Origin of the sequence: Bradyrhizobium sp. 62B (genome assembly GCF_030272265.2) — a bacterium.
Lineage (GTDB): Bacteria > Pseudomonadota > Alphaproteobacteria > Rhizobiales > Xanthobacteraceae > Bradyrhizobium.
The window spans coordinates 6,815,405-6,840,120 of record NZ_CP092841.2 but is presented as its reverse complement, the minus strand read 5'-3'; the positions used below and the strand labels follow the sequence as shown (position 1 = coordinate 6,840,120).

The following is a 24,716-nucleotide window of genomic DNA, read 5'->3' as shown; positions in this document are numbered from 1 at the left end:
TTTACGCCGCACCGACAGCCTCGCGCGGCGTCGCTGCCGCGGTGAGCAGCCGCGTCGCATCGGTGAGATGGACGAGCTTGCCGCCCGAGATCCCCGCGATCAGCCCCGGCCGCAGCGGCAAGCTGTCGTCGACCAGCAGGATGTCGGCGCGGCGGCCTTCGGCGAGCACACCGCGATCGACAAGGCCGGTCGCGCGTGCGGGCCCGGCGGAGACCAGATTCCAGGCCTCCGTCAGCGGCAGCACGCCATCGGCGGCGAGGCGGAACGCGGCGAGCAGCTGTGCGGGATAATAATAGTCCGACGCCAGCACCGAGCAGAGCCCCTTGGCGATCATGTCGGATGCCCTGGTCCAGCCGGTGTGGCTGCCGCCGCGCACGACGTTCGGTGCGCCGTAGACGATGGCGTCGCCGTGGCTCGCTGCCGCCCGCGCCGTTTCCTCGTTGATCGGAAACTCCGCGATGTCGGCGCCGAGCTCGCGAAACTGTCGGCGCATCGCCGGCGTCGCGTCATCGTGCGAGAGCATCCGCACCTCGGCCGCGCGGGCCGCGGCGGCCAGCCGCGACACCGAAGCGGGCACCTCGTCGGCGCGCGACGTCACGCGTTCGACCAGCCGGTCGAATTCCTCGCCCGACAGTCCGGTGCGCTCGACCATGCGGTTGCGCTTGCGCGGCTTGGCCATGTCGGCGACCGTGCCGTCCATGTGGTCATTGAAGGCGAACAGGTCGACGCGGCCTTCCATGAGCCACTGCGCGATCTCGGCTTCGGCCTCGAGATTGTAGGTTTCGTGCCTGAGATGGAAGCGGGTGTCGGCGGCGAATTGCGGGCGCTGCCGCTCGATCGCCTCCATCAGCCCGCGCGCATTGTCGCTGCTGCGCAGGCCCGGCTCCCACGAACAGGTCGCGGCGTGAAATACGGTGGTGATGCCGTTACTGATGGCCTGGCGGTCGCTGTCGGCGAGCGCGACGTCGATCGGGAAGTCGACGCCGGCGCGCGGCATCATCTGGCGCTCGAAGGCATCGCCGTGAAGGTCGACGATGCCGGGCAGCACCAGCAGGCCTCGTGCATCGATCGCCAGCCGCGCCCGGCCGCGGGAGGCGTCCACTTCTGCGATGTCCTGCCCGGACACCGCCAATGACGTTTCGACGATTTCAGTGCCGACCAGGGCCCGGCCGCCTTCAAGGAAAATGTCTGTCACGCGACCGCGCTTTGCTTGCTTGCAGGGGAAGCTGCCTGTGCTTCATACGTCGAGAGAAAATCTTCAATCCCGAGCTTGCGGAAATCGGGCAGCGCTTCACGCAATTTGTCGTGATCCCAGTTCCACCAAGCGAGCCTCGCAAGCCTTCCGGCGATCTCCTCGGAAAATCGCCGGCGCACGATGCGGGCCGGATTGCCCGCGACGATGGTGTAGGCCGGAACGTCCTTGGTGACGATGGCGCCGGCCGCAATCACCGCGCCGGTGCCGACGTTGCGGCCGGGCAGCACGATCGCGCCGTGGCCGATCCAGACGTCGTGGCCGATATGAACGTGATGCTGCCGCCGCCAGTCGAAGAAATCGGCATCGTCGCTCTCGCCTTCGAAATAGGCGCTGGACCGATAGGTGAAATGCGCCTGCGTCGCGCGGTGCATCGGATGATTGCCGGGATTGATCCGCGTCATCGCCGCGATCGAGCAGAACTTTCCGATGGTGGTGTAGGTGATCTGGGCGTCGTTCACGACATAGGAGTAATCGCCCATCGCCACCTCGAGCAGGATCGTGCGCGCGCCGACCTCGGTGTAGGCGCCGAGCCGGGTCTCGTGCAGCTTGGCCGAGGGATCGATGGTCGGCAGGACCGAAAGCGCTTTGGCGGCCATGGTGAATCCGAAATGCGAGGCGGACGTTCCTCTTCGAGCGGCTTGATGACGGTGTCATGACGCGGCGATGACAGGGGATGAGGTGTGTAGGATCGCCGCATCGCAACGCATCTGTCACACAAGTGTTAAGCGCCGGCGTTAGCGGTGGGCCCCAGCTAATCTGGAGCCTTGCATGCTGGTGGTGGATGGTCTGACGTGTCGCTTCGGCGCGAAAGCCGCGGTGGACGACGCCTCGTTTCAAATCTCCCCCGGCGGCTTCGTCGGTGTGATCGGACGGTCCGGCGCCGGCAAGTCGACCCTGCTGCGGAGCATCAACCGCCTGGTGACGCCGACCGAGGGACGGATCTTGTTCGACGGCATCGACGTCACCGCGCTGCGCGGCAAGGAGCTGCGGCAATGGCGGGCGCGCTCGGCGATGATCTTCCAGCAGTTCAACCTGGTCGGCCGGCTCGATGTCCTCACCAATGTCCTGATGGGGCGGCTTGCGACGATGCCGGCCTGGCGCTCGTTGTCGCAAACCTGGCCGGAGCAGGACAAGGCGCTGGCGATGTCGGCGCTCGAGCAGTTCGACATCGCTTCGCTCGCCGCGCAGCGCGCCGACCAGCTCTCCGGGGGGCAGCAGCAGCGCGTCGCGATCGCCCGTGCGCTGGTACAGCAGCCCGACATCATCCTTGCAGACGAGCCGATCGCCTCGCTCGATCCGCGCAACACCAAGATCGTGATGGATGCGCTGCTGCGCATCAACAAGCATTTCGGCATCACGGTGCTCTGCAACCTGCATTCGCTCGATCTGGCGCGCAGCTATTGCGACCGCCTGATCGGCATGGCGCAGGGGCGCGTGGTGTTCGACGGCGCGCCGTCCGCGCTGACCGACCACGTCGCCCGCGAGCTCTACGATCTCGAAGCCGCCGACGTCATGGGCGCGATGCCCGTGCCAGCGCCCGCTGGCGTGCCCGCGCTCGGAACGGCCGCGGCCGCCTGATCCATTCGTTTAGTTGCAAATCTTTGCGTCAACCGACCCCAACCGATGAAGAGGGTAACATGATCACTCGCAGACTGGTTCTCGCCGGCGCCGCCGCGCTTGCGTTCACGGCCTCCGCCTCCGCCGACGACTGGAAGGCCAAATATCCCGAGCTGACCTTCGCCGTCGTCCCGGCCGAGAACGCTTCCGGCGTCACCGAGCGTTGGGCGCCGTTCATGGGCTACCTTTCGAAGGAGCTGGGCGTGAAGGTCACGCTGCGCATCGCCAATGACTACGCCGCTGTCATCGAAGGCCAGCGCGCCGGCAACATCCACATCGCCAGCTACGGCTCGGCCTCGTTCGCGCGTGCCCGCCTGACCGGCGTCAAGACCGACGCCTTCGCCAACGACATCAACGCCGACGGCTCCACCGGTTACTATTCCGTGTTCTTCGTCAAGGCGAACAGCGCCTACAAGAAAATCGACGACCTCAAGGGCAAGAACCTCGGCCTCGTCGATCCCAACTCGACCTCCGGCAACAACGTGCCGCGCTTCGAACTCGACAAGATGGGCATCCACGATGCCGAGGGCTATTTCAGCAAGGTCGTCTTCACCGGCAGCCACGAGAACGCGATGCTGGCCCTGTCGCAAGGAACGGTCGACGTCGCGGCCAACCAGTGGACCACCGACGACGATTCGACGCTGGCGCAGATGCTGACCAAGGGCATGCTGAAGAATGCCGACGGCTCGGCGATGAAGAAGGACGACTTCCGGATCATCCACAAGTCCGCACCCATCATCAACGGTCCCTACGCCTACAATTCCGACCTGCCTGATGACGCCAAGGCGGCCATCGCGAAGGCGTTCTTCGATGCGCCGGCGAAGGACAAGGCGGCGTTCGATCGCCTCCAGGACGGCCAGAAGAAGGGGTTCAACCACGCCACCACCAAGGACTGGGATGGCACGATCGAGCTGATCAAGTTCGTCGACGCGCTGCGCAAGAAGAAGGCGTCCTGAGTATCGGGACAACGCACCTGAGCCGGGTCCCTGGACCCGGCTCTTTCTTTGACGGGACCATCTCAAGCCGATGACGACAGCGGTTTCGATCCTCCCCGCCCAGCAGCTCGCCGTGCTCGACGCCGCCTATCGCCGGGCGGTCGGGCGCAAGCGGCTCCGCCTGCTGCTGGGAATCGTGGTCTTCGGCGCGGCGCTGGTTCTCGCCGCGATCGGCGCGGAAGTGAATCTGCGTACGCTGTTCACCTATTTCGGCAATTTCGTCAGCTATTTCGACCGCATCCTCACGCTCGACAGCGGCCAGCGCGTCTGGACCGATGTCGGCGAGTGGCTGTGGGGCTGGCGCAAATGGCTGAAGATGCTGGGCGAGACCCTGCTGATCTCCTATGTCGGCACGCTGATCGGCGCGACTGTCGCATTTTGCCTCAACTTCTTCGCGGCCGAGAACACCTCGCCCGCGCCCTGGCTGCGCTTCTTCGTCCGGCGCCTGCTCGAATTCGCCCGCACCGTCCCCGGCATCGTCTTCGCGCTGGTGTTCGTGATCGCCTTTGGGCTCGGTCCGATGGCCGGCGTGCTCGCGATCGCGATCCATTCGACCGGCGCGCTCGGAAAGCTGTTCTCGGAGATCGTCGAGAACGCCGACATGAGGCCGGTCGAGGGCATCCGCTCCACCGGCGCCAGCTGGTTGTCCTGCATGCGCTTCGCGGTGGTGCCGCAGGTGACGGCGGGCTATGCCAGCTACGCACTGCTGCGCTTCGAGATCAACGTCCGCGAAGCCTCCGTCATGGGGTTCGTCGGTGCCGGCGGCATCGGCCAGGAGCTCGTCGTTGCCATCCGCAAATTCTATTATTCGGACGTCAGCGCCATCCTGCTTACCATCATCATCGCGGTTTTCATCATCGACATCACCACCGGCTGGCTGCGCGGCCGCCTGTTCGGCAAGGAGGCGCGGACGTGACGCCGCACGAGGTCGATCCGCGGGCGCTTCGCGCGCGCTATCCTGACGTATTCGACCGGCCCGCCTCGGCGCGGCTCGCCATACCCGCGATGATCGTCGCGGCCTTTGCGGTGCTCGTTTACGGCCTCGTCGATCTCGACTTCTCGCCGTCGCGATTCTTCGCGGGTCTCAGCCAGCTCGGCTGGATCACGGTGATGATGATCCCGCCTGATCCCGGCTCCTCGCTGCCGATCTATCTGAAAGCGCTCGGCGAGACGCTGTCGATCGCGCTGCTGGGGACGACGCTCGCCGCAATCTTCGCGTTGCCGGTCAGCCTGCTGGCGGCGCGCAACGTGGTGCCGTCGAACATCCTGCGCTTTCCGGTCCGTCGTTTTCTCGATTCGATCCGCGGCGTCGACACGCTGATCTGGGCGCTGGTGTGGATCAACGTCGTCGGGCTCGGCCCGTTCGCCGGCGTGCTCGCCATCGCCGTGTCGGATTTCGGAGCGTTCGGCAAGCTGTTCTCGGAGGCGATCGAAGGCTCCGACCAGAAGCAGGTCGAGGGCATCCGCGCCTCCGGCGGCAGCCCGCTGCACGAGATCCGCTTCGGCCTGCTGCCGCAGGTGATGCCTGTCATCGCCGGCCAGGTGCTGTATTTCATCGAATCCAACACGCGCTCGGCCACCATCATCGGCATCGTCGGCGCCGGCGGTATCGGCCTCCAGCTCGCCGAGCAGATCCGCGTGCTGGAATGGCAGAAAGTGTCGTTCCTGATCCTGATGATCCTGGTCGCCGTCGCCGCGATCGATTTCATCTCAGGCAAGCTGCGCTTTGCGATCATCGGGCGCAGGGCGGTGGCCTGAGTTCTTTCCTTCTCCCCTTGTGGGAGAAGGTGGCGCGAAGCGCCGGATGAGGGGTCTGTCTCCGCAAGTTCGGCGCGAGAGATTCGCTCACGGAGAGAACCCCTCACCCGTCTCGCCGCAACTGCGGCGAGCCACCCTCTCCCACAAGGGGAGAGGGGAAGAAGCGGTCACGTCACCCGTTCTCCACCAGAAACTCCACCCGCTCGGCCGCGAACCGCGAGTGCTTCGTCATCAGCGGCTTGCCCTGGAGATCGTGGTCGGTCGCGTCCACCACCAGGATCGGGCGTCCTAGCGCCAGATCCAGCCGTGCCGCGTCTGTGGCGTCCACGATGCCGGCGGTGATCCGGGTCGCGCCGCGGCGATAGTCGCGCACGCCGTAATGCGCCAGCAGCTTCGTCATCGATCGCGTCGCTGCGAACACGGCGCCCGCGCCGGGAAACAGCTCGGCCGAGAGCCAGGTGGTCGAGACACAGATCGGCGTGCGATCCGCGAGGCGGATCGCCTCGATGCGCACCAGCGGCGCGCCGGCCTTCAGGCCCAGCTCGCGCGCCAGCTCGCGGGTCGCGACATCGTCGGAGGCCTCGATCAACTGGCCGCGCGGCTCGCGGCCGCCGGCGCCGACGATCTCCGAGAAACGGGTGCGCGAGCGCAGGGGATAGGCGAGCTTCTGCGCTTCGACATAGGTTCCGCTGCCGCGCTCGGCGCGCACCAGGCCGCGCTCGGCGAGGGCCGCCAGTGCGCGTCGCACGGTATGGCGGTTCACGCGATAGCTTTCGGCGATCTCCATCTCGCCCGGCAATTTGTCGCCGGCCGCAAAGCGGCCGTCGGCGATGCCGCGCTCGATGCCGTCGGCAACGAGGCGCCACAGCGCAACGCCGGACGATGCGGTGTCTTGCATGCTCATATCGCCGGTCAGCCTAGCCCAGAAATCACGCTCTTGTCACGAAACAGTCATGGCGCTCCCGTATGAAGTTGTCTATTATCATAGACAACTTCGGCGCGGCAAGTTCTGTCAAAAGGTTCGGTGGATCGGGTGACCCAGCACAACAACCAGCAAGCCCAGCGCAAGGCCGCGATGGCCGTGCTGGCGCACGCGGAGGCGGGCGAGATCGCCGCCCGTCTCCGCGATTTGGGCCTGCCGGCCCATCAAGACCTGCGCGCGCCCGAAAACGGCCTCGTCATGCTGCGCGGCCGGGTCGGCGGTGACGGCGCGCCCTTCAATCTCGGCGAAGCCACGGTGTCGCGCGCGGCGGTGCGGCTTGCGAGCGGCGAGGTCGGCTTCGGCTACACGCTCGGGCGCGACGGTCAAAAGGCGCGGCTGATCGCGCTGTGCGATGCGCTGGTGCAATCCCGTGATTTCGGCGGCGCCGTGGAGCGCGACGTGATCGCGCCGCTGCGGGAGCAGCTCATGGTCAGGCGCCAGCAGGCAGCGGCCGAGACCGCTGCGACGAAGGTTGATTTCTACACCATGGTGCGCGGTGAGGGGTGAGATCATGACCACGATTGCGGAATTGCCGCCGGGGTTCGCCGACAGGGTGCTGTCGGCGCAATCGACTTTTCGCTCCGTCATGGACGCGATGGCGCGGCCCGGCTCGGTCCAGCGCATCGTGCCGGGAGCGGGGGCGCCCGAAACGATGATGCGCGGCACCGCCGCGATCGCGCTGACGCTGTTCGATCACGATACGCCGCTCTGGCTCGATGCGCGGATGGCTGAGAGTCTGGACGTCGTGAAATGGCTGAAATTCCACACCGGTGCGCCGATGGTGCAGGATTCTTCCATCGCGAGTTTTGCGCTGATCAGTGACGGCGCGGTGCTTCCTCCGCTCGAGCGATTCGCGCTCGGCACCAGCGAATATCCGGATCGCTCGACCACGGTCATCCTCCAGGTCGAGAGCCTCAACGCAGGCCGCAGCTTCGAGCTGCGTGGTCCCGGCATCGACGGCGCCGCGACATTGCAGGCCTCGATCAAGCCGTTCGACCTGTTCGAGCGCCTGCGATTCAACGCGCCGTTGTTTCCGCGCGGCATCGACGTGGTGCTGGTCGCCGATGACTCGGTGGTCGCGATCCCCCGCACCATTCGCGTCGTGAGCAAAGGAAGCTGAAGCATGTATGTCGCAGTCAAAGGCGGCGAACGCGCCATCGAGAATGCCCATCGCCTGCTCGCCCATAAGCGGCGCGGCGACCAGGACGTTGCGGAGGTTTCGCTCGACCAGATCTCCGAGCAGCTCGGCCTCGCCGTGGACCGCGTCATGAGCGAAGGCTCGCTCTACGACCGCGAGCTCGCGGCGCTCGCGATCAAGCAGGCACGCGGCGATCTGATCGAGGCGATCTTCCTGGTCCGCGCTTTCCGCGCCACGCTGCCGCGCTTCGGTGCGAGCGAGCCGGTCGATACCGGCGCGATGCGCGTGCAGCGGCGGGTGTCCTCGACCTTCAAGGACATCCCGGGTGGCCAGATCCTTGGGCCGACTTTCGACTACACCCACCGCCTGCTCGATCCCTCGCTCGCGCAAGGATTTGCGCCGGAGGCTCCGGCCACGGCCGAAGCCTCCACCGCGCCGACGCCGCGCGTGACCGACATTCTCGGCCGCGACGGGCTGATCGAATCCTCGCCGCAGGCCGAGGACGGCGCCGGCGTCGGCGATCTCACCCGCGAGCCGCTGAATTTTCCCGCCGACCGCGATCTGCGCCTGCAAAACCTCGCGCGCGGCGACGAAGGATTCCTGCTGGCGATGGGCTATTCCACCCAGCGCGGCTATGGCCGCAACCATCCCTTCGCCGGCGAGATCCGCTTCGGCGAGGTCGAGGTGGAATTTTTCGCGGAAGACGCCGGCTTCGCCGTGCCGCTCGGCGCGATCGAGCTGACCGAGTGCCAGATGGTCAACCAGTTCAAGGGCTCGGCGACCGAAGCGCCGTGCTTCACCCGCGGCTATGGCCTCGCCTTCGGCCAGAGCGAGCGCAAGACCATGTCGATGGCGCTGGTCGACCGCGCGCTGCGTGCCCGCGAGCTCGGCGAGGATGTGCGCGCCCCGGCGCAGGACGAGGAGTTCGTGATGTCGCATTCGGACAACGTCCAGGCGACCGGCTTCGTCGAGCATCTCAAGCTGCCGCATTATGTCGACTTCCAGTCCGAGCTCGGTCTGCTGCGCAAGCTGCGGAAAGAATTTGCCGATGCCCAGACGCCCGCTGCCATGAAGGAGGCCGCGGAATGAACGCGCCGGCCTATAATTTCGCCTATCTCGACGAGCAGACCAAGCGGATGATCCGCCGCGCGATCCTGAAGGCGATCGCGATCCCCGGCTATCAGGTGCCGTTCGCCAGCCGCGAGATGCCGATGCCCTATGGCTGGGGCACCGGCGGCGTGCAGGTCACGGCGGCGATCCTCGGTCCTTCCGACGTGCTGAAGGTGATCGACCAGGGCTCCGACGACACCACCAACGCGATCTCCATCCGCAAATTCTTCGCCAAGACCGCCGGCGTTGCCACCACCACGGCGACGGAAGAGGCGACCGTGATCCAGACCCGTCACCGCATCCCCGAAGCAGCGCTCGGCGAAAACCAGGTGCTGGTCTACCAAGTGCCGATCCCTGAGCCGCTGCGCTTCCTCGAGCCGCGCGAGACCGAGACGCGGCGCATGCATGCGCTCGCCGAATACGGCCTGATGCATGTGAAGCTCTATGAGGACATCGCCCGCTTCGGCCACATCGCGACCGCCTATGCCTATCCGGTGAAGGTGAACGCGCGCTATGTGATGGATCCCTCGCCGACGCCGAAATTCGACAATCCCAAGATGGACAATTGCCCGGCGCTGCAATTGTTCGGCGCCGGCCGCGAGAAGCGCATCTACGCGATTCCGCCCTATACGCAAGTGGTGTCGCTCGATTTCGAGGATCACCCGTTCGAGCCCTATCGCTTCAACGCGCCCTGCGCGCTGTGCGCGGCCGAGAATTCCTATCTCGACGAGATCGTCACCGACGACAAGGGTGGGCGCATGTTCGTCTGCTCGGACACCGATTATTGCGAGGGCCGTCAGGCCGCCGGCCATCACGGCAGCCTGAGTGCCGCGCCGTACAAGGAGAAAGCGCGGGAGGCGTCGAATGGCTGATCCAGACCTGCACGAGATCGACGAGCCGTTGCTGGTCGCGACGTCGCTCAGCAAGTCCTTCGGCCGCATCGCCGCGTGCCGCGACGTCTCGTTCTCGCTCTATCCCGGCGAGGTGCTGGCGATCGTCGGCGAATCCGGCTCGGGCAAGTCGACGCTGCTGCAGCTGCTGTCGGGTCAGCTCGCCGCCAGTGCCGGCCACGTCTCCTACCGAATGCGCGACGGTGTCGCGCGCGATCTCGCCACGCTGGGCGAGGCCGAGCGGCGCTTCCTGTTCCGCACCGATTGGGGTTTCGTTCACCAGGATCCGGCGCAGGGACTGCGCATGGCTGTCTCGGCCGGCGCCAATGTCGGCGAGCGGTTAATGGCGGTGGGCTGGAACCACTACGGCCGCATTCGCGACACCGCGTCGGACTGGCTCACCCGCGTCGAGATCGACACTGCGCGCATCGACGATGCGCCGCGCACCTATTCCGGCGGCATGCGCCAGCGGCTCCAGATCGCGCGCAACCTCGTCACCGGGCCGAGGCTGGTGTTCATGGACGAGCCGACCGGCGGACTCGATGTGTCGGTGCAGGCCCGCCTGCTCGATCTCCTGCGCAGCCTCGTCGCCGAGCTGAACCTCGCCGTCATCATCGTCACCCACGATCTCGCGGTCGCGCGCCTCTTGTCGCATCGCGTGATGGTGATGAAGGGCGGCCGCGTCATTGAGACCGGTCTCACCGACCAGGTGCTCGACGATCCCCGCGAGCCCTATACCCAGCTCCTCGTCTCCTCGATTCTGCCGCCATGAGCCTTTCGATATGAGCATTGCAATGACCGCCATGATCGACATCGCCGATGCCAACAAGACCTTCACGATGCACCTGCAAGGCGGCATCGAGCTGCCGGTCGTGCGCGGCGTGACCTTCCAGGTCAATCCCGGCGAGTGCGTCGTGCTCTCGGGGCCATCGGGCGCCGGCAAGTCGTCGATCCTGAAGATGATCTTCGGCAATTACCGCTGCGATAGCGGCCGCATCGGCATCCGCCATCGCGGCGCGCTGATCGATCTCGCCAGCGCCGAGCCGCGCCAGGTGCTCAACGTCCGCCGTGCCACCATCGGCTATGTCAGCCAGTTCCTGCGAGCGGTGCCGCGGGTGTCCACCATCGACGTCGTCGCCGAGCCGCTGATCGTGAACGGCATGGCCCGCGCCGATGCGCAGGCCCGCGCCGGCGAGCTGCTGCGTCGCCTCAACATCCCGGAGCGGTTGTGGCAGCTTCCGCCCGCGACCTTCTCCGGCGGCGAGCAGCAGCGCGTCAACATCGCGCGCGGCTTCATCTCGGACCTGCCGATCCTGCTGCTCGACGAGCCTACCGCCTCGCTCGATGCCGCCAACCGCGCTGTGGTGGTCGAACTGGTCGCTGAAAAGAAACGCCAAGGTGTTGCCATGGTCGCCATTGTCCATGACGACGAAATCCGCCATTTGATTGCCGACCGTATCGTCGACGTCACCAGCTTTGCCGCCGCCGCCTGAAGGACATGGACATGAACGCCCCGAAGGACATCGTGATCGCCAATGCCAGGATCGTGCTGGCGGACCGGGTGATCGAGCAAGGCTGGCTCGCCCTTGCCAATGGCCGCATTGCCGAGATCGGCGATGGGACAGCGCCAGCAGGAGCGGAGGATGCCGGCGGCGACCTCATCATGCCGGGCCTGATCGAGCTCCACACCGACCATCTCGAAGCCCATTACGTGCCGCGGCCAAAGGTGTTCTGGAATCCGGTCGCGGCCGTGATCTCCTATGACGGCCAGCTCGCCACGTCAGGCATCACCACCGTGTTCGATTCGCTCCGGGTCTGGCGCGAGGACGGCGCCGAGGAGGTGGACGGCCGTGCCGGCGTGCTGGCCGCCGCGATCACGACCGCGCGCGAGGCCAGCCTGCTGCGCGCCGACCATTTCCTGCATCTGCGCTGCGAGATCCCGATGCCGAGCGTGGTCGAGGAGGCCAGGGAGCTGATCGACCGTCCCGACGTCAAGCTGATGTCGCTGATGGATCACACCCCCGGCCAGCGCCAGTTCCGCGACGAAGGCAAGCTGCGCGACTATTACCGTGGCAAGAACGGCGGCAAGACCGATGCCGAGCTCGATGAGCTGTTCGCAAAGCGCTTCGAATATCAGAAGCAATACGCCGCCGCCAACATGCGCGAGATCGTCGCGCTGGCGCATCAGTACAACATCCCGCTGGCCAGCCACGACGACACCACCGAGGAGAACGTCGCGGATGCCGTGCGTGATCGCGTCTCGGTCGCCGAATTCCCGACCACGCTGGAGGCCGCGCGCGGCCTGCACGAGGCAGGCATCGACATCCTGATGGGCGCGCCGAACGTCGTGCGCGGCGGCTCGCATTCCGGCAACATCGCCGCGGTCGATCTCGCCCGCGAAGGCCTGCTCGATATCCTCTCGTCGGACTACATCCCGTCCAGCCTGCTGATGGCCGCGCTGCATCTGCCCGAGCATGTGCCGGCGATCAGCCTTCCGGCGGCGGTCCGCACAGTGACGAAGGCGCCCGCCGAGGCGGTTGGCCTCACCGACCGCGGCGAGGTCGCGGCCGGCAAGCGCGCAGATCTGATCCGCGTGCACGTCGCCGGCCACGTTCCCGTCGTCCGCAGCGTCTGGCGCGAGGGACACCGCGTCGCATGAGCCAGATCGCGGCCACGGCGCAGGGCGAGGCGGGGGCGATCGGCCCCGGCCGGCTCGTGCTCGTGGTCGGCCCCAGCGGCGCCGGCAAGGACACGTTGCTGCGGCTCGCGCAGGCGGCCTGCGCCGGTGATCGCGACATCGTCTTTCCGCGCCGTGTCGTGACGCGTGCCTCGTCGGCCGATGAAGACAATATCGCAGTCAGCCCGGACGAATTCCGCCGTGCGCGCGAACACGGCGATTTCGCCGTGCACTGGGACGCGCATGGGCATTCCTACGCACTGCCGCGCGAGATCAACGACGATATCCGTGCCGGCCGCACGGTCGTCGCCAACGTCTCGCGCACCGTGCTTGGCGCCTTGCGCCGGGCCTACGCCGATGTCGTGGTGGTCGCGATCACGGCCCCGCCGGAGGTCCTGGCCGCGCGGCTTGCCGCGCGCGCGCGGCAGAGCGATGGCGACATCGCGGAGCGTCTCACCCGCAGCGTCGATGACGCCTCGGCGCAGGCCGATGTCACGATCCTCAACGCCGGCAGCGCGGACCATCACAGCCGCGAGCTCGTGAGCGTCATCAGGAACCAAGGCCGGCAGGAATAGCCACTGCAACCAGGAGAACGGAATGACGGTGATCACGACGGTCGAGCAACTGGAAGCCATCTACGGCGTCACCAATGACGCCTCGACCGTGAAAGTCGCCGACCACGTCACCCCGCTCTACCGGATCTTCATCGAGAAGGCGCCGTTCGCCGCGCTCGCCACCATCGGGCCCGAAGGCATCGATTGCTCGCCGCGCGGCGATCTGCCCGGCTTCGTCCGCATCCATGATCCCAAGACGTTGATGCTGCCGGATCGCCGCGGCAACAACCGGGTCGATTCCTTGCGCAACATCGTGCGCGACCCAAGGGTGTCGCTGATGTTCCTGATCCCCGGCTCCGGCAACGCGACCCGTGTCAACGGCCGCGCCCATCTCTCGATCGATCCCGAGCTCTTGGCCTCGTTCAAGGTCGAGGGCAAGGCGCCGCGCAGCGTCATGGTGATGAAGGTCGACGAAATCTACTTCCAATGCGCCCGCGCCATCGTCCGCTCCGACCTCTGGAATCCCGACAAGCGCGTTGATCCCAAGACCCTGCCGACGCCCGGTCAGATTCTCGCCGAGATGAGCGACAACAAGGTCGGCGGCGACGAATATGATCGGATCTGGCCCGAGCGCGCAGCTGCTACGATGTGGTGACTGTCTTACCCTCTCCCCTTGCGGGAGAGGGTGGCTCGACGCAATAGCGGCGAGACGGGTGAGGGGTATCTCTCCATTCGCGCATCTCTCGCGATCGAGTTCGTGGAGAGATACCCCTCATCCGGCTCTTCGCGCCACCTTCTCCCACAAGGGGAGAAGGAAAGTGGAGATTGCCGCTTCGCCCCTCAATTGAACGCCATACCGCCGCTCAGCGCGATCGTCTGTCCGGTCATATAGGCATTGTCCACCAGCAGCATCACCGCCTTGGCCACCTCGTCCGCCGTTCCGAAGCGGCCGAGCGGGATGCGGCTGACGAGCTGGGGCTGGCCGCTCATCATGTCGGTCTCGATCAGCGATGGCGCCACCGCATTGACGGTGATGCCGTCCTTCACCAGCCGCGCCGCATAGCCTCGCGTCAAGCCCTCCATGCCGGCCTTGGATGCATTGTAGTGCGGTCCGATAGAGCCAGCGCCGCGCGCTGCGCCCGAGGAGATGTTGACGATGCGGCCCCATTTCCGCGCGCGCATCGAGGGCAGCACCGCCTGCGTGCACAGGAAGCCGGATTTCAGATTGACCAGGATCGTTCGGTCGAAATCCTCCTCGGTGAGATCCTCGATGCCGCGCGTGATGGCGATGCCGGCGTTGTTGACGAGGATGTCGATCGGTCCGAGCCCGCCTGTCACGCGTTCGACCAAGCCGGCCACGGCCCCGGCTTGCGAGACGTCGGCGGCAACGACGATGGCGCGGCCGCCCTGCTTGACGATCTCGCCTGCAAGCTGCTCGGCTTGGCCGATCTGTTCGCGGCAGTTGATCGCCACCGCCGCGCCTGATGCGGCCAGCGCGCGACAGACGGCAGCGCCAATCCCGCGCGAGCCGCCGGTCACGAGCGCGGTGCGTCCTTTCAAATCATGCGTCATCGCTGGACCTCCCGGTTCTTCTGTTCTGTAGGCTGCTGGAATCCTATCATAACGACTGCGTCCCCGCGTTGAACTCATCGCGAGATGAATCCAGTTGCCGGTGCTTGCCGCAGGAGAAGCGCTCCAGCGCCGTCATCGCAAATATGGATAGCCATTTCATTGACCAATCGCGCCGATCGCTCGATAGTCGCAGCATAGAAACTGCTCCTCGAGCCGAAGCCGCCATATGAGAACCGGTCAGCAGCGCAATCCGAACGACATGCATGCGTGCATGACGCGGCGCTGTTTCTCGGCGGCCACCGGCGCCTGTTGTTGTTGCTGATCGCCTTCCAGCAACAGCCCACACGACAAATCTCAAAACAGGAACGCCGGGACCTCGGCGAGCGAGCAGTCATGTCCCAAGCCCAATCGAACGCCTACATCATCGAGATCCACGACCGCGCCGCCGGCATCGTCACCAGAGACCAGCGCGGCTTCCGCTTTTTCTCCTCCGAGCGGCTGTTCGACAGTCTCGAAGGCCGCCAGTTCCGCTCGGCGCGGGAGGCTGAACGCGCCGCACGCGCGGTGCTCTCCGAGCGGGGCCGGCGTCTCAGTTGATCAGCTGCGGCGGCGCGCCCTGGTGCGTGCAGCCTTCTTTGCGGCGGTCGAGCGGACCTTGGCACCCTTGGTATGGCTGGCCTTGCGCGCGGCCGCCGAACGCGACGCGGCGCTTCGCCGGCTCGCGGCACGCTTGCTTTGCTTCGACAGCGCGCTCCGCGACGCGGTCGAGCGCGGCTCCTTCTTCAACACGCCTTCGACGGCGCGGGACACACGCGGCCTACGCTTCGGCGTGCGTTTGCCCTGGCCGACCTCGTAGGCATATTTGGCGCTGCGGCGCGTCGACTTTTTGGCTTTTCCCTTGCGCGGAGGCGGCAGGTCGACGCCGGCCCGGCGTGCTTCGGAGAGACCGATCGCGATGGCCTGTTTCGTCGAGCGGGCGCCGTGCTTGCCCTTGCGGATCCTGTCGATCTCGTCCTTGACGAATTCGCCGGCCTGCGTGCTGGCCGATTTGCCCGCGCGCTTGTCCTGCTTCGCTTTGCGGATCACTTCTTGTCTTGGCATGGGGTGAGTTCCCTCAACATGTACAGGGATGTCTCACCGCAACGCGCGAGAGGATCGATTGATCCTTTTCAGCTCCGTAAGGCCGCCAGCAGTTCGTCAGGGCGCTCGGCCATGATCATGTGGCCGGCGCCCGGCACCACGACGGTTTTTGCATGCGGAATCGCGGCGGCAAGCGCCTTGCCTGCCTTCGCCGGCGTCATCATGTCCCGCTCGCCGAGGATCAGCGTCGTCGGTACCTTGACCGTCGCGGCGGCGGCAAGCGCATTCGCATAGGCGTTGCAGGCCGACAGATCCCTGAACAGCACACCCGGCTCGCAAGCTTTCAACACGGCCTGCGCGCCGCCATGCATCCACAGGCCCGGCGCAAGGCTGCCGCCGAGCTCGGCGTTGAAGCCGAGGCCCCAGATCGACACCATGTCGTTGGCATCCTGCGAATTGGCTTCGGCGGCCTTCAGGAGATCCGGGCCCACCATCATGGTCGCGGCGGTGCCGATCAGGCTCAGCGCTGAGACCTTGTCGGGATGACGCGCGGCGGTCTCCAGCGAGATCAGCGATCCCATGGAATGGCCGATCAGATGTGCCTTCGCGGCGCCTGCAGCATCGAGCAGCGCCGCGGTCCAGTCCGCCATCTCGGCGATGCTGCCGAGCGAGGGGCCGGCCGAACGGCCGTGCCCGGGAAGGTCAGGCGCGAGCACGGCAAAGCCGTGATGGGCGAACCAGCGCGTGTGCAGCGCCCAGGTCGAATGGTCGAAGCCGGCGCCATGGATGAAGACGACCGCGGGCAGCGACTTGTCGAAGTCGCGGCCGCCGGTGGCGGCGAACACCTCGAGGCCGTTGACGGAGAGCTTCATGGTGTCAGACCTTCTGCGAGATGCGCAGCGCCTGCGCGAGATCGTCGATGATGTCGCTCGCGGTCTCGATGCCGACCGAGAGCCGCACCAATTCCTCGCCGATGCCGGCGGCCTTGAGCTGTTCGGCGTCCATCTGCTGATGCGTGGTCGAGGCCGGGTGGATCACCAGCGTCTTGGCGTCGCCGACATTGGCGAGATGGCTGATCATGCGCAGGCTCTCGATGAATTTGCGCCCTGCAGGCCGTCCGCCCTTGATGCCGAAGGAGATGATCGAGCCCGCTCCGCGCGGCAGGAGCTGCTTGGCGAGCTGATAATCCGTGTGCGTCTCCAGCGAGGGATGCAGCACCCAGTCGACCGCCTTGTTGGACTTCAGGGCTTCCAGCACGAGGTGCGTGTTCTGCATGTGGCGGTCCATGCGCACGCCCAGCGTCTCGATGCCCTGCAAGAGCTGGAACGCATTGGTCGGTGACAGGCAGGCGCCGAAATCGCGCAGGCCTTCGGTGCGCGCGCGCATGATGAAGGCCGCCGTGCCGAACTGCTCGTCGAAGACGATGCCGTGATAGCCGCCATAGGGCTCGGTCAGCACGGCGAATTTGCCCGATGCGCGCCAGTCGAAACGGCCGCCGTCGATGATCGCGCCGCCGATCGCGATGCCGTGGCCGCCGATCCATTTGGTCGCCGAATGCATGACGATGTCGGCGCCGAGCTCGATGGGACGGCTGAGATAGGGGGTGGCAAAGGTGTTGTCGATCAGCAGCGGAATCTTGGCATCATGCGCGATCTGCGCGACCTTGGGAATGTCGAGCACCTCGAGGCCGGGATTGCCGATGGTCTCGCCGATCACGAGCCTGGTGTTCGGCTTGATGGCGCTGCGGAATGCGTCGAGATCGCGCGGCTTCACAAACGTCGTGGTGATGCCGAAGCGCGGCAGCGTGTGCGCCAACAGGTTGATGGTGCCGCCATAGAGCGAGCTCGACGCCACGATGTGGTCGCCGGCGTTGAGCAGCGTGGCGATCGCCAGATGCAGCGCGGCCATGCCGCTCGCGGTGCAGATCGCGCCGACGCCGCCTTCGAGCGCGGCGAGCCGCTCTTCCAGCACGCCGGTGGTCGGATTGGAGATGCGCGTATAGATGTGGCCGGCACGCTCCAGATTGAACAGCGCGGCCGCGTGATCGGAATCCTGGAACACGTAGGACGTGGTCTGGTAGATCGGCACCGCGCGGGCCCCGGTCACGGGATCCGGATGCTGGCCCGCATGCAGGCTCAGGGTCTCGAAGGCAGGCGGTTTCGGCGCGGGCATACATGGCCTCGTTGGGTCGGTCGCGAGGCGGTCGTTTTGCCACAAAACGGCGCGCGGCGTCAGCCATTGACAGCGCGGGTTATCCCCCGATCGCCTGCTCGATGATCTTGGCCTCCCGCAGCAGGATCTCCACCACCTCCTGCTCGCGACGCGGGCCGAGCCTCGTCCGGACCGCGGAGACGGTCATCGCCGCGGCCGGCCGCCCATCCGGGGTCTTGATCCAGGTCGAGATCGACTTCGTGCCCTGCACGAGGCCGATCTCCCGCATGCCGTATCCCAGCCGCCGCGCGGCGGTGATCTCGCCGAGGACCGTCGCCGTGTCGGTCCGGTAAGCCTCGAACCGCTTCTCGTTGGCTGCGACGATCTTTCGCGCCTCCTGCGCCGGCATCGCGGCGAGGATGGCGACGCCCGCGCTGGAGACGCCGAGCGGCCGGCGCGCGCCGACCTCGATCGACAGCACCTGGATCGGATAGATGCCGATCCTGCGGTCGACGCACAGCGTATCGTTGCCGGTTCGTACCGTCAGAAACAGCGTGTCGCCGATCTCGGCGGACGCGCGCCGCAGCGAAGGATTGGCGGCGACCAGCAGCCGCGACGGCCGCGGCCGTGCCAGCGCCAGTTCCGGCACCTGGTTGCCGATCGCGTAACGGCCGCTGCGCTCGTGCCGTTCGACGATGCCTTCCTCGATCAGCACGTGGACGATGCGATGCACGGTGGGGCGGGTGAGACCGGTCGCCCGGATCACCTCGGCCAATGGCACGCCGTCCTCGCGGCCTGCGGCAAGAATACGCAGCACGGCGAGGGCGCGCCGGATCGCCTGCGCGCCCTGTCGCGGTACCAGCGTGCCGCGGCCGGCTTTCGCGGAATTTGTTTTGTCCATAATATGGACAAGAACGCCACAATTCACTCGACAGGACAAGAGCGCATCTGGAGATTGCGCCGCGATCGAGATGCCGTCCGCGTTTTCGTTGGGCGACACCAGCGGCATTCGACGTGGAATTGGAAGCGCTGCCGGGAGGTTAACATGAGATTAATCTGGATTGCCATAGCCGCCGCTGCCGCGATGCTGGCGGGGCCCGCGTCGGCCCAGCAATGGCCGGCGCGCAGCGTCAAGCTGATCGTGCCTTATCCCGCCGGCGGCAATGTCGACAGCGCCGCGCGCATCGTCGCCGACAAGCTTCAGGAAAAGCTCGGCCAGCCCTTCATCATCGAGAACAAGGCCGGCGCCGGCGGCATGATCGCGGGCGAAGCCTTCGCGAAATCGGCGCCCGACGGCTACACGCTGTTCGTCGGCGCCAATGGTCCGGTGCTGTTCGCGACCGAGATCAACAAGCGCGAAGCCTATCATTGGAAAAAGGACTTCATGCCGATCTCGACGATCTCGATGACGCCCTTGGTGCTCGAGGTGCATCCGTCGGTGCAGGCCAACACTTTCAAGGAATTCATCGAGCTCGCCAAGCGCGAGCCCGGCAAGCTGACGATGGCATCGCCCGGTCCCGGCACCACCAACCATCTGCTCAGCGAGCTGATGCAGGAGAACCTCGGCCTGCAATGGGTCACCGCGCATTACCGCGGCAACGCGCCCGCGATCAACGATCTGCTCGGCGGGCAGGTGCAGTTCGCCTTCGACCAGCTCACGGTCAGCCTGCAGCACATCAAGGCCGGCCTGTTCCGCGCGCTCGCCGTCACCTCACCGCACCGCCTGAAGTCGCTGCCGGATGTGCCGACCTTCGCCGAGCTCGGCTACAAGGACTTCGACGGCCAGACCTTCACCGGCCTGTTCGCGCCCGCGGGCACGCCGGCGCCTGTCATCGACAAGCTGCACGAGACGCTGGTCGCGATCCTCAGAGATCCCGCCGTGGTCGACAAATTCGAAAAACTCGGCGGCGAAGCCACGCCGATGACGCCGGACGAATTCAAGGCCTATCTCGAGCGCGAGGACGCCAAGTGGATTCCGGTCGTGCGCAAGGCCAACATCAGGGCGGATTGATCGATGCGGATCGATCCCGGCGAGCTCGGCGCGGAGCGCATCTACCGACTGATGACCGGCATCGTGGTGCCGCGCCCGATCGCGTGGGTCACGAGCCTGTCAGCCAAGGGCGTGCTCAACCTCGCGCCCTTCAGCGCCTTCACCTTCGTCTCGCAGAAGCCGCCGATGCTCGCCATCAGCGTCGGCCGCAAGGGCGCCGACTACAAGGACACCGCGCACAACATCCTCGACACCGAGGAATACGTCATCCACATCGCCGACACCCCGCTGATGCAGGCCTTGCACGACTCGTCGGTCGAGCATCCGCCTGAGATCAGCGAGGTCGCGCATCTCGGGCTCGAGACGATCGCGAGCGAGCAGATCAAGGTGCCGCGGCTTAGCCTTGCGCCGGTCGCGATGGAATGCCGTTTCCGGCAGTGCCTGGAATTCGGTGACGCCAAGAGCCGGCTCATCGTCGGCGAGGTCGTAATGTTTCACATCCGCGACGGCCTCGTGAATGACGGCAAGGTCGAAACCAAAGCGCTCGACCCCATCGCGCGCATCGGCGGCCCCCGCTACGCCCGGCTCGGCGAGATCGTGACGCTGAACACGGTGTTCCAGACTCCCAAATCGAAAGACTGAGCGCGCAGGCCCGTCACCGGCCAGGACGCCTCGACATCATCGGAGGAATGACAATGCGACTCCTGAGCTATCTCGTGGACGGAGAGCCGCGTTACGGCGCGGCCGTCGACGGCGGCGTGATCGACCTGACCAGGCGGATCGGCCGCGACTTCTCGGACGTCAGGGCGCTGATCGCGGGCAATGGGTTGGCCGATGCGCAGGAAGCCATCGCCGGACAAAAGCCTGACTACGCGCTGGACAAGCTCGTGCTGCTGCCGCCGGTGCTGGCGCCGGAGAAGCTCTGGTGCATCGGCGTCAATTACGCCGAGCGCAACGCCGAATATAAGGACAATTCAGACCTGCCCAAATATCCCAGCCTGTTCGTGCGCAGCATGTCCTCGATGACCGGCTCCGGCCAGCCGTTGGAGAAGCCGAAAGTGTCGGACCAGCTCGACTACGAAGGCGAGCTCGTCATCGTGATCGGGCAGGGCGGCCGGCACATCCCGCGCGAGAATGCGTGGTCCCACATCTTCGGCATGACGCTGTGCAACGAGGGCACGATCCGCGACTGGCTGCGCCACGGCAAGTTCAACGTCACGCAGGGCAAGAATTTCGATCGCTCCGGGAGCATCGGCCCGTGGATCGTCACGTCGGACGAATTGGATCCGCGCGGACCGCACGACATCACCACGCGCGTCAACGGCGAGGTGCGGCAGCAGGACACGGCCGAGCGGCTGATGTTCCCGTTCGACTTCCTGATCTCCTATCTCTCGGCCTTCGCGACGCTGAAGCCCGGCGACCTGATCGTCACGGGCACGCCGACCGGCGCCGGCGCGCGCTTCGATCCGCCGCGTTGGCTGAAAGCCGGCGACATCGTCGAGGTCGAGTCGAGCCGCATCGGTGTGCTCAGCAACATTGTCGCGACGGAACAGTAGACCATGCTGGATGCCGCCACGATCGAACGCCTTGCCGCGCGCCTCGACGAGGCCGAGCGGACCAAGACGCTGATCCCGATGTTCACGAAGGAGCATGCCGATTTCAGCATCGAGGATGCCTACGCCGTCCAGCGCGCCTGGACGAAACTCCAGCTCGGCCGCGGCCGCATCGTCAAGGGCCACAAGATCGGCCTGACCTCCAAGGCGATGCAGAACGCGGTCGGCATCTCGGAGCCCGATTACGGCGTGCTGTTCGCCGACATGTTCTACGCCGATGCCACGCCTGTTCCGTTCGATCGCTTCCATGCGCCGCGCATCGAGGTCGAGCTCGCCTTCGTGCTGAAGGCGCCGCTGCGGGGGCCCGACTGCACCATCTTCGACGTGCTCAACGCCACCGATTACGTCACGCCGGCTCTGGAAATCCTGGAGACGCGCATGCACCGCGTCGACCCCGAGACCGGCAAGACGCGCAAGGTCATGGACACGATCTCGGACAATGCGGCCAATGCCGCGCTGGTGCTCGGCGGCCGGCCGTTCCGCCCGATGGACGCGGATTTGCGCTGGATCGGCGCGCTCTTGTTCCGCAACGGCGAGGTCGAGGAGACCGGGCTTGCCGCCGGCGTGCTCAACCATCCCGCCAACGGCATCGCCTGGCTCGCCAACCGTCTCGCGCCGCATGACGAGCATCTCGGGGCTGGCGAGGTCGTGCTGGCGGGATCGTTCACGCGGCCCGTCGACATCCGGCGCGGCGACACGTTCCACGCCGACTACGGCCCGTTCGGCTCAGTGTCGTGCCAGTTCGTCTGAACCAACACATAAGAGGGAGCGCACAATGACAAGTCAAAAACGGCGCAAGAGCATCCACATCGGCGGCTTCAAGCACGTCAACCCGATCCCGAACGCCTGCCGCATCGGAAATCTCGTGATGTCGGGCGTCATCCTCGGCCGCGATCCCGCGACCAACGCGATGCCGGAGAGTCTCGACGCCCAATGCGCCAATATGTTCGCGCATATGAAGGCGACGGTGGAAGCCGCCGGCGGCACCACCGACGACATCATCAAGATGACGGTGTGGCTGAAGGACCGCGGCAACCGCGGCCCCGTCAATGTCGAGTGGCTGAAGATGTTTCCGGACGAGCATTCGCGCCCGGCGCGCCACGCGCTGCCGATGGACAATATGGATGGCGGCGCACTGGTCAGTTGCGACTTCACCGCCGTGATCGACTGAAGGAGTTTTGGCATGCCGACCTATCTGCCGTTCGATCCCAACCCGCGCCGCCCCAGCAAGGCGCCGCCGCCGAAGACCGTCGACAGCCAGTTTCACGTGCTGGGTCCGATCGAGAAATATCCGGAACGCCCCGGTGCGGCCTATCGGATGCCGACCGCAACCTGGGAAGCGGCGCTGCGCATGCACAGGGCGCTCGGCATCGAGCGCGGCATCATCGTGCAGACCACGACCTACGGCGCCGATCATGCCGTCGTGCTCGACGGCTTGGCCGCGATGGGCCCGAACTATCGCGGCTGTGCCAACGCGCTTGTGTTTGCGGAAGCGGACGATGCTTATCTTGCCAAGCTGCATGACGCCGGCGTGCGCGGCGCGCGCTTCAGCTTCCGTCAGGAACTCGGCGCCGTGCTGTCGGACGCCGATTTCGCCCGCGCCATCGCGCGCATCCGCGAACTCGGCTGGTACGCCAAGATCCAGCCGGAGAAGGACGGCATCATGTCGAGCGTCGCCAAATACGAGAATCTCGACGTCCCCGTGCTGATCGATCACATGGCCCGCCCCGATCCCGAGGCCGGCAGGAACGATCCGAATTTGGGCAAGATGCTGGAGCTGCTTGCCAAGGGCAATTTCTGGGTGATGCTGTCGCTCGGCGAAAAGACCTCGAAGACAGGCGCGCCCTACGACGACGTGATCCCGATCGCGCGCGCCTATATCGAGGCCGCTGTCGATCGCTGCGTCTGGGCCTCTGACTGGCCGCATCCGGTGTCGGTGAAGCAGCCACCGAACGATGCCGACCTGCTCGAGCTGATGTACCGCTACGTCGCGGACCAGGCCGAGCTGGAAAAGATCTTGGTGCACAATCCGGCGAAGTTGTTCGGGTTTGCGGATTAGGGCCCCAGAGGCCCGCAAGCGGGGGAGGGGCACCTTCGTCGGCGCCCGATTGCGCTCACGCCCCCGGCTGCGCCCCCAACCTCTCCCGCACCTCGGCCGCGATCTCGAACGAGCGCAGCCGTGCATCGTGGTCGTAGATCTGCCCGGTGGCGATCAGCTCGTCCGCGCCGGTCTCGGCGATCAACGCCTTCAGCTTCGCTTCGACCACATCGGGCGAGCCGACCGCGGAGCACGACAGCGACTGGCCGACCATGGCCTTCTCCGCCGGCGACCACCGCGCGTCCATGTCGTCGACCGGCGGCGGCAGCGGGCCCGGCGTGCCGCGGCGCAGATTGATGAACGCCTGCTGCAGCGAGGAGAACATCCGCCGCGCCTCATCATCGCTATCGGCGGCGAAGACATTGACGCCGACCATCGCATAGGGCTTGTCGAGCTGCGCTGACGGCTCGAAACGCGCGCGATATTCGCGCAGCGCCGGCATCATCATCTGCGGCGCGAAATGCGAGGCGAAGGCGAACGGCAAGCCGAGCATCGCGGCAAGCTGCGCGCCAAAGGTGCTCGACCCCAAAATCCACAGCGGCACCTTGGTCCCCATGCCGGGCACGGCGCGGATCGCCTGGTTCGGCTGCACCTCGCCGAGCAGCGCCTGCAGCTCCAGCACATCGTGCGGAAAGTTCTCGGAGCTCGTCGCGAGGTCGCGCCGCAGCGCCCGTGCGGTGAATTGGTCGGTGCCCGGCGCCCGCCCGAGCCCGAGATCGATCCGCCCGGGATAGAGCGATTCCAGCGTGCCGAACTGCTCGGCGATGATCAGCGGCGAATGGTTCGGCAGCATGATCCCGCCGGAGCCGACGCGGATCGTCTTGGTGCCGCCCGCGATGTGCCCGATCACCACGGACGTTGCCGCGCTGGCGATGCCGGTCATGTTGTGGTGCTCGGCCAGCCAGAACCGCTTGTAGCCCCAGCCTTCCGCATGCCGGGCCAGATCGAGCGAGTTACGAAACGCCTGCGCGGCGTCGCCGCCCTGTCGGATGGGCGCGAGGTCGAGCACGGAGAAAGGGATCATGAGGAATACCGGCGAGGAGGAACTGAGCCACCACATGTAGTGTCGGTGCGTAGGATGGGTAGAGCACTTGCCAAACCCATCATATTCACCGCTCCAAGCATCCTGGGAGGGGTGCTTAAGTGCCTCGCGCGCCCGTTCACAACACTGTTATTGCGACCTTAGGTGCCGTTCGTCGCAACTGGGAGTTTGGCGCCTGCTGTTGTAGCTTGGCG

General features: G+C 66.1%; 29 protein-coding genes. 20 read left to right on the top strand and 9 right to left on the bottom strand.

The genetic code is table 11. The annotated features are described in order from the left end of the window. Nucleotide 1 precedes the first annotated feature (1 nt). Both ML401_RS32825 and ML401_RS32820 read right to left on the bottom strand, forming a co-directional pair. On the bottom strand, nucleotides 2–1,195 hold the full coding sequence (locus ML401_RS32825) for an alpha-D-ribose 1-methylphosphonate 5-triphosphate diphosphatase (RefSeq protein ID WP_285808181.1): 1,194 nt from the start codon (nucleotides 1,193–1,195) through the stop codon (nucleotides 2–4). Beyond that, nucleotides 1,192–1,851, bottom strand: a complete 660-nt coding sequence (locus ML401_RS32820) for a chloramphenicol acetyltransferase (protein WP_285808179.1) — start codon at nucleotides 1,849–1,851, stop codon at nucleotides 1,192–1,194. The genes ML401_RS32825 and ML401_RS32820 overlap by 4 nt, the downstream gene beginning before the upstream one ends. Nucleotides 1,852–2,023: 172 nt before the next feature. On the opposite strand from ML401_RS32820, the gene phnC reads away from it, so the two are divergent. From phnC to phnE (ML401_RS32800), 4 genes are all read left to right on the top strand, one after another. Then, nucleotides 2,024–2,833 carry a phosphonate ABC transporter ATP-binding protein gene (gene phnC, locus ML401_RS32815; protein ID WP_194404708.1) on the top strand — a complete coding sequence of 270 codons (810 nt, stop codon included), beginning with the start codon at nucleotides 2,024–2,026 and terminating at the stop codon, nucleotides 2,831–2,833. A 59-nt stretch (nucleotides 2,834–2,892) separates the two neighbouring features. Beyond that, on the top strand, nucleotides 2,893–3,828 hold the full coding sequence (gene phnD, locus ML401_RS32810) for a phosphonate ABC transporter substrate-binding protein (RefSeq protein WP_285808177.1): 936 nt from the start codon (nucleotides 2,893–2,895) through the stop codon (nucleotides 3,826–3,828). 70 nt (nucleotides 3,829–3,898) lie between these two features. Next, nucleotides 3,899–4,783: a phosphonate ABC transporter, permease protein PhnE gene (gene phnE / locus ML401_RS32805; protein ID WP_285808175.1), complete on the top strand. Its 885-nt coding sequence runs from the start codon at nucleotides 3,899–3,901 to the stop codon at nucleotides 4,781–4,783. Next, on the top strand, nucleotides 4,780–5,625 hold the full coding sequence (phnE, locus tag ML401_RS32800) for a phosphonate ABC transporter, permease protein PhnE (RefSeq protein ID WP_285808173.1): 846 nt from the start codon (nucleotides 4,780–4,782) through the stop codon (nucleotides 5,623–5,625). Before phnE (ML401_RS32805) ends, phnE (ML401_RS32800) begins: the two co-directional genes overlap by 4 nt. A gap of 172 nt (nucleotides 5,626–5,797) precedes the next feature. Here phnE (ML401_RS32800) and phnF read toward each other — a convergent pair whose 3' ends face one another. After that, nucleotides 5,798–6,529, bottom strand: a complete 732-nt coding sequence (phnF, locus tag ML401_RS32795) for a phosphonate metabolism transcriptional regulator PhnF (RefSeq protein WP_211415673.1) — start codon at nucleotides 6,527–6,529, stop codon at nucleotides 5,798–5,800. Between the two features lie 120 nt (nucleotides 6,530–6,649). Here phnF and phnG point away from each other — a divergent pair, with 120 nt between their 5' ends. From phnG to ML401_RS32750, 9 genes are read left to right on the top strand one after another with little or no spacing between them, the layout of a single operon-like run. Next, complete coding sequence (gene phnG / locus ML401_RS32790; protein WP_212065189.1) at nucleotides 6,650–7,114, top strand: phosphonate C-P lyase system protein PhnG; 465 nt, start codon at nucleotides 6,650–6,652, stop codon at nucleotides 7,112–7,114. A gap of 4 nt (nucleotides 7,115–7,118) precedes the next feature. Beyond that, the gene (gene phnH, locus ML401_RS32785) at nucleotides 7,119–7,727 is read left to right on the top strand and encodes a phosphonate C-P lyase system protein PhnH (RefSeq protein WP_285808169.1); all 609 of its coding nucleotides are present in this window, start codon (nucleotides 7,119–7,121) and stop codon (nucleotides 7,725–7,727) included. A 3-nt stretch (nucleotides 7,728–7,730) separates the two neighbouring features. Continuing rightward, nucleotides 7,731–8,834: a carbon-phosphorus lyase complex subunit PhnI gene (locus tag ML401_RS32780; protein ID WP_285808167.1), complete on the top strand. Its 1,104-nt coding sequence runs from the start codon at nucleotides 7,731–7,733 to the stop codon at nucleotides 8,832–8,834. Next, nucleotides 8,831–9,727 (top strand): alpha-D-ribose 1-methylphosphonate 5-phosphate C-P-lyase PhnJ, encoded by an 897-nt coding sequence (locus ML401_RS32775; protein ID WP_212065191.1) that lies wholly within the window; start codon nucleotides 8,831–8,833, stop codon nucleotides 9,725–9,727. The genes ML401_RS32780 and ML401_RS32775 overlap by 4 nt, the downstream gene beginning before the upstream one ends. Continuing rightward, on the top strand, nucleotides 9,720–10,517 hold the full coding sequence (gene phnK, locus ML401_RS32770) for a phosphonate C-P lyase system protein PhnK (protein ID WP_285808164.1): 798 nt from the start codon (nucleotides 9,720–9,722) through the stop codon (nucleotides 10,515–10,517). Before ML401_RS32775 ends, phnK begins: the two co-directional genes overlap by 8 nt. A 22-nt stretch (nucleotides 10,518–10,539) precedes the next feature. After that, entirely contained in the window at nucleotides 10,540–11,238 is a 699-nt protein-coding gene (gene phnL / locus ML401_RS32765) for a phosphonate C-P lyase system protein PhnL (protein ID WP_212065240.1), read from the top strand. 11 nt (nucleotides 11,239–11,249) lie between these two features. After that, nucleotides 11,250–12,404 (top strand): alpha-D-ribose 1-methylphosphonate 5-triphosphate diphosphatase, encoded by a 1,155-nt coding sequence (locus tag ML401_RS32760; RefSeq protein ID WP_285808162.1) that lies wholly within the window; start codon nucleotides 11,250–11,252, stop codon nucleotides 12,402–12,404. Further along, nucleotides 12,401–12,997, top strand: a complete 597-nt coding sequence (gene phnN, locus ML401_RS32755) for a phosphonate metabolism protein/1,5-bisphosphokinase (PRPP-forming) PhnN (protein WP_285808160.1) — start codon at nucleotides 12,401–12,403, stop codon at nucleotides 12,995–12,997. The genes ML401_RS32760 and phnN overlap by 4 nt, the downstream gene beginning before the upstream one ends. Nucleotides 12,998–13,019: 22 nt before the next feature. After that, nucleotides 13,020–13,631, top strand: coding sequence for a pyridoxamine 5'-phosphate oxidase family protein (locus ML401_RS32750; protein ID WP_285808158.1), 612 nt, complete (start codon nucleotides 13,020–13,022; stop codon nucleotides 13,629–13,631). A 185-nt stretch (nucleotides 13,632–13,816) separates the two neighbouring features. On the opposite strand, the gene ML401_RS32745 is transcribed toward ML401_RS32750, so the two are convergent. After that, the gene (locus ML401_RS32745) at nucleotides 13,817–14,548 is read right to left on the bottom strand and encodes an SDR family NAD(P)-dependent oxidoreductase (RefSeq protein WP_285808156.1); all 732 of its coding nucleotides are present in this window, start codon (nucleotides 14,546–14,548) and stop codon (nucleotides 13,817–13,819) included. Between the two features lie 393 nt (nucleotides 14,549–14,941). Here ML401_RS32745 and ML401_RS32740 point away from each other — a divergent pair, with 393 nt between their 5' ends. After that, nucleotides 14,942–15,145, top strand: a complete 204-nt coding sequence (locus ML401_RS32740) for a hypothetical protein (RefSeq protein ID WP_194408469.1) — start codon at nucleotides 14,942–14,944, stop codon at nucleotides 15,143–15,145. On the opposite strand, the gene ML401_RS32735 is transcribed toward ML401_RS32740, so the two are convergent. The 4 genes from ML401_RS32735 to ML401_RS32720 form a co-directional block, all read right to left on the bottom strand. Continuing rightward, nucleotides 15,146–15,649, bottom strand: a complete 504-nt coding sequence (locus ML401_RS32735; protein ID WP_211415684.1) for a DUF6496 domain-containing protein — start codon at nucleotides 15,647–15,649, stop codon at nucleotides 15,146–15,148. 68 nt (nucleotides 15,650–15,717) lie between these two features. After that, nucleotides 15,718–16,500 (bottom strand): alpha/beta fold hydrolase, encoded by a 783-nt coding sequence (locus tag ML401_RS32730; protein ID WP_285808154.1) that lies wholly within the window; start codon nucleotides 16,498–16,500, stop codon nucleotides 15,718–15,720. Nucleotides 16,501–16,504: 4 nt separating this feature from the next. Further along, nucleotides 16,505–17,800 carry an O-acetylhomoserine aminocarboxypropyltransferase gene (locus ML401_RS32725; protein ID WP_212065196.1) on the bottom strand — a complete coding sequence of 432 codons (1,296 nt, stop codon included), beginning with the start codon at nucleotides 17,798–17,800 and terminating at the stop codon, nucleotides 16,505–16,507. A 79-nt stretch (nucleotides 17,801–17,879) separates the two neighbouring features. Next, nucleotides 17,880–18,680, bottom strand: coding sequence for an IclR family transcriptional regulator (locus ML401_RS32720; protein WP_212065197.1), 801 nt, complete (start codon nucleotides 18,678–18,680; stop codon nucleotides 17,880–17,882). Nucleotides 18,681–18,824: 144 nt separating this feature from the next. Between ML401_RS32720 and ML401_RS32715 the strand changes: the two genes are divergently transcribed. The 6 genes from ML401_RS32715 to ML401_RS32690 are packed head-to-tail and all read left to right on the top strand — an operon-like array spanning nucleotide 18,825 to nucleotide 23,441. Then, a complete protein-coding gene (locus ML401_RS32715; protein WP_285808147.1) occupies nucleotides 18,825–19,790 on the top strand; it encodes a tripartite tricarboxylate transporter substrate binding protein in 966 nt (321 codons plus the stop codon). A gap of 3 nt (nucleotides 19,791–19,793) precedes the next feature. Further along, a complete protein-coding gene (locus ML401_RS32710) occupies nucleotides 19,794–20,411 on the top strand; it encodes a flavin reductase family protein (protein ID WP_285808145.1) in 618 nt (205 codons plus the stop codon). Between the two features lie 53 nt (nucleotides 20,412–20,464). Beyond that, nucleotides 20,465–21,325, top strand: coding sequence for a fumarylacetoacetate hydrolase family protein (locus ML401_RS32705; RefSeq protein WP_285808143.1), 861 nt, complete (start codon nucleotides 20,465–20,467; stop codon nucleotides 21,323–21,325). Between the two features lie 3 nt (nucleotides 21,326–21,328). After that, complete coding sequence (hpaH, locus tag ML401_RS32700) at nucleotides 21,329–22,132, top strand: 2-oxo-hept-4-ene-1,7-dioate hydratase (protein ID WP_285808141.1); 804 nt, start codon at nucleotides 21,329–21,331, stop codon at nucleotides 22,130–22,132. 25 nt (nucleotides 22,133–22,157) lie between these two features. Further along, the gene (locus ML401_RS32695) at nucleotides 22,158–22,553 is read left to right on the top strand and encodes a RidA family protein (RefSeq protein ID WP_194404686.1); all 396 of its coding nucleotides are present in this window, start codon (nucleotides 22,158–22,160) and stop codon (nucleotides 22,551–22,553) included. A gap of 12 nt (nucleotides 22,554–22,565) precedes the next feature. Beyond that, nucleotides 22,566–23,441 (top strand): amidohydrolase, encoded by an 876-nt coding sequence (locus tag ML401_RS32690; RefSeq protein ID WP_285808138.1) that lies wholly within the window; start codon nucleotides 22,566–22,568, stop codon nucleotides 23,439–23,441. 55 nt (nucleotides 23,442–23,496) lie between these two features. Here the strand turns inward: ML401_RS32690 and ML401_RS32685 are convergent, their stop codons facing one another. Then, nucleotides 23,497–24,504 carry an LLM class flavin-dependent oxidoreductase gene (locus ML401_RS32685; protein ID WP_285808137.1) on the bottom strand — a complete coding sequence of 336 codons (1,008 nt, stop codon included), beginning with the start codon at nucleotides 24,502–24,504 and terminating at the stop codon, nucleotides 23,497–23,499. Nucleotides 24,505–24,716: the final 212 nt, after the last annotated feature.

Coding starts and splice junctions, on each gene's coding strand:
- ML401_RS32820 (WP_285808179.1), bottom strand. CDS start 1,851: ATGGCCGCCAAAGCGCTTTCGGTCCTGCCGACCATCGATCCCTCGGCC.
- phnC (WP_194404708.1), top strand. CDS start 2,024: ATGCTGGTGGTGGATGGTCTGACGTGTCGCTTCGGCGCGAAAGCCGCG.
- phnD (WP_285808177.1), top strand. CDS start 2,893: ATGATCACTCGCAGACTGGTTCTCGCCGGCGCCGCCGCGCTTGCGTTC.
- phnE (WP_285808175.1), top strand. CDS start 3,899: ATGACGACAGCGGTTTCGATCCTCCCCGCCCAGCAGCTCGCCGTGCTC.
- phnF (WP_211415673.1), bottom strand. CDS start 6,529: ATGAGCATGCAAGACACCGCATCGTCCGGCGTTGCGCTGTGGCGCCTC.
- phnH (WP_285808169.1), top strand. CDS start 7,119: ATGACCACGATTGCGGAATTGCCGCCGGGGTTCGCCGACAGGGTGCTG.
- ML401_RS32780 (WP_285808167.1), top strand. CDS start 7,731: ATGTATGTCGCAGTCAAAGGCGGCGAACGCGCCATCGAGAATGCCCAT.
- ML401_RS32775 (WP_212065191.1), top strand. CDS start 8,831: ATGAACGCGCCGGCCTATAATTTCGCCTATCTCGACGAGCAGACCAAG.
- phnK (WP_285808164.1), top strand. CDS start 9,720: ATGGCTGATCCAGACCTGCACGAGATCGACGAGCCGTTGCTGGTCGCG.
- phnL (WP_212065240.1), top strand. CDS start 10,540: ATGACCGCCATGATCGACATCGCCGATGCCAACAAGACCTTCACGATG.
- ML401_RS32760 (WP_285808162.1), top strand. CDS start 11,250: ATGAACGCCCCGAAGGACATCGTGATCGCCAATGCCAGGATCGTGCTG.
- phnN (WP_285808160.1), top strand. CDS start 12,401: ATGAGCCAGATCGCGGCCACGGCGCAGGGCGAGGCGGGGGCGATCGGC.
- ML401_RS32750 (WP_285808158.1), top strand. CDS start 13,020: ATGACGGTGATCACGACGGTCGAGCAACTGGAAGCCATCTACGGCGTC.
- ML401_RS32745 (WP_285808156.1), bottom strand. CDS start 14,548: ATGACGCATGATTTGAAAGGACGCACCGCGCTCGTGACCGGCGGCTCG.
- ML401_RS32740 (WP_194408469.1), top strand. CDS start 14,942: ATGTCCCAAGCCCAATCGAACGCCTACATCATCGAGATCCACGACCGC.
- ML401_RS32735 (WP_211415684.1), bottom strand. CDS start 15,649: ATGCCAAGACAAGAAGTGATCCGCAAAGCGAAGCAGGACAAGCGCGCG.
- ML401_RS32730 (WP_285808154.1), bottom strand. CDS start 16,500: ATGAAGCTCTCCGTCAACGGCCTCGAGGTGTTCGCCGCCACCGGCGGC.
- ML401_RS32725 (WP_212065196.1), bottom strand. CDS start 17,800: ATGCCCGCGCCGAAACCGCCTGCCTTCGAGACCCTGAGCCTGCATGCG.
- ML401_RS32720 (WP_212065197.1), bottom strand. CDS start 18,680: ATGGACAAAACAAATTCCGCGAAAGCCGGCCGCGGCACGCTGGTACCG.
- ML401_RS32715 (WP_285808147.1), top strand. CDS start 18,825: ATGAGATTAATCTGGATTGCCATAGCCGCCGCTGCCGCGATGCTGGCG.
- ML401_RS32710 (WP_285808145.1), top strand. CDS start 19,794: ATGCGGATCGATCCCGGCGAGCTCGGCGCGGAGCGCATCTACCGACTG.
- ML401_RS32705 (WP_285808143.1), top strand. CDS start 20,465: ATGCGACTCCTGAGCTATCTCGTGGACGGAGAGCCGCGTTACGGCGCG.
- hpaH (WP_285808141.1), top strand. CDS start 21,329: ATGCTGGATGCCGCCACGATCGAACGCCTTGCCGCGCGCCTCGACGAG.
- ML401_RS32695 (WP_194404686.1), top strand. CDS start 22,158: ATGACAAGTCAAAAACGGCGCAAGAGCATCCACATCGGCGGCTTCAAG.
- ML401_RS32690 (WP_285808138.1), top strand. CDS start 22,566: ATGCCGACCTATCTGCCGTTCGATCCCAACCCGCGCCGCCCCAGCAAG.
- ML401_RS32685 (WP_285808137.1), bottom strand. CDS start 24,504: ATGATCCCTTTCTCCGTGCTCGACCTCGCGCCCATCCGACAGGGCGGC.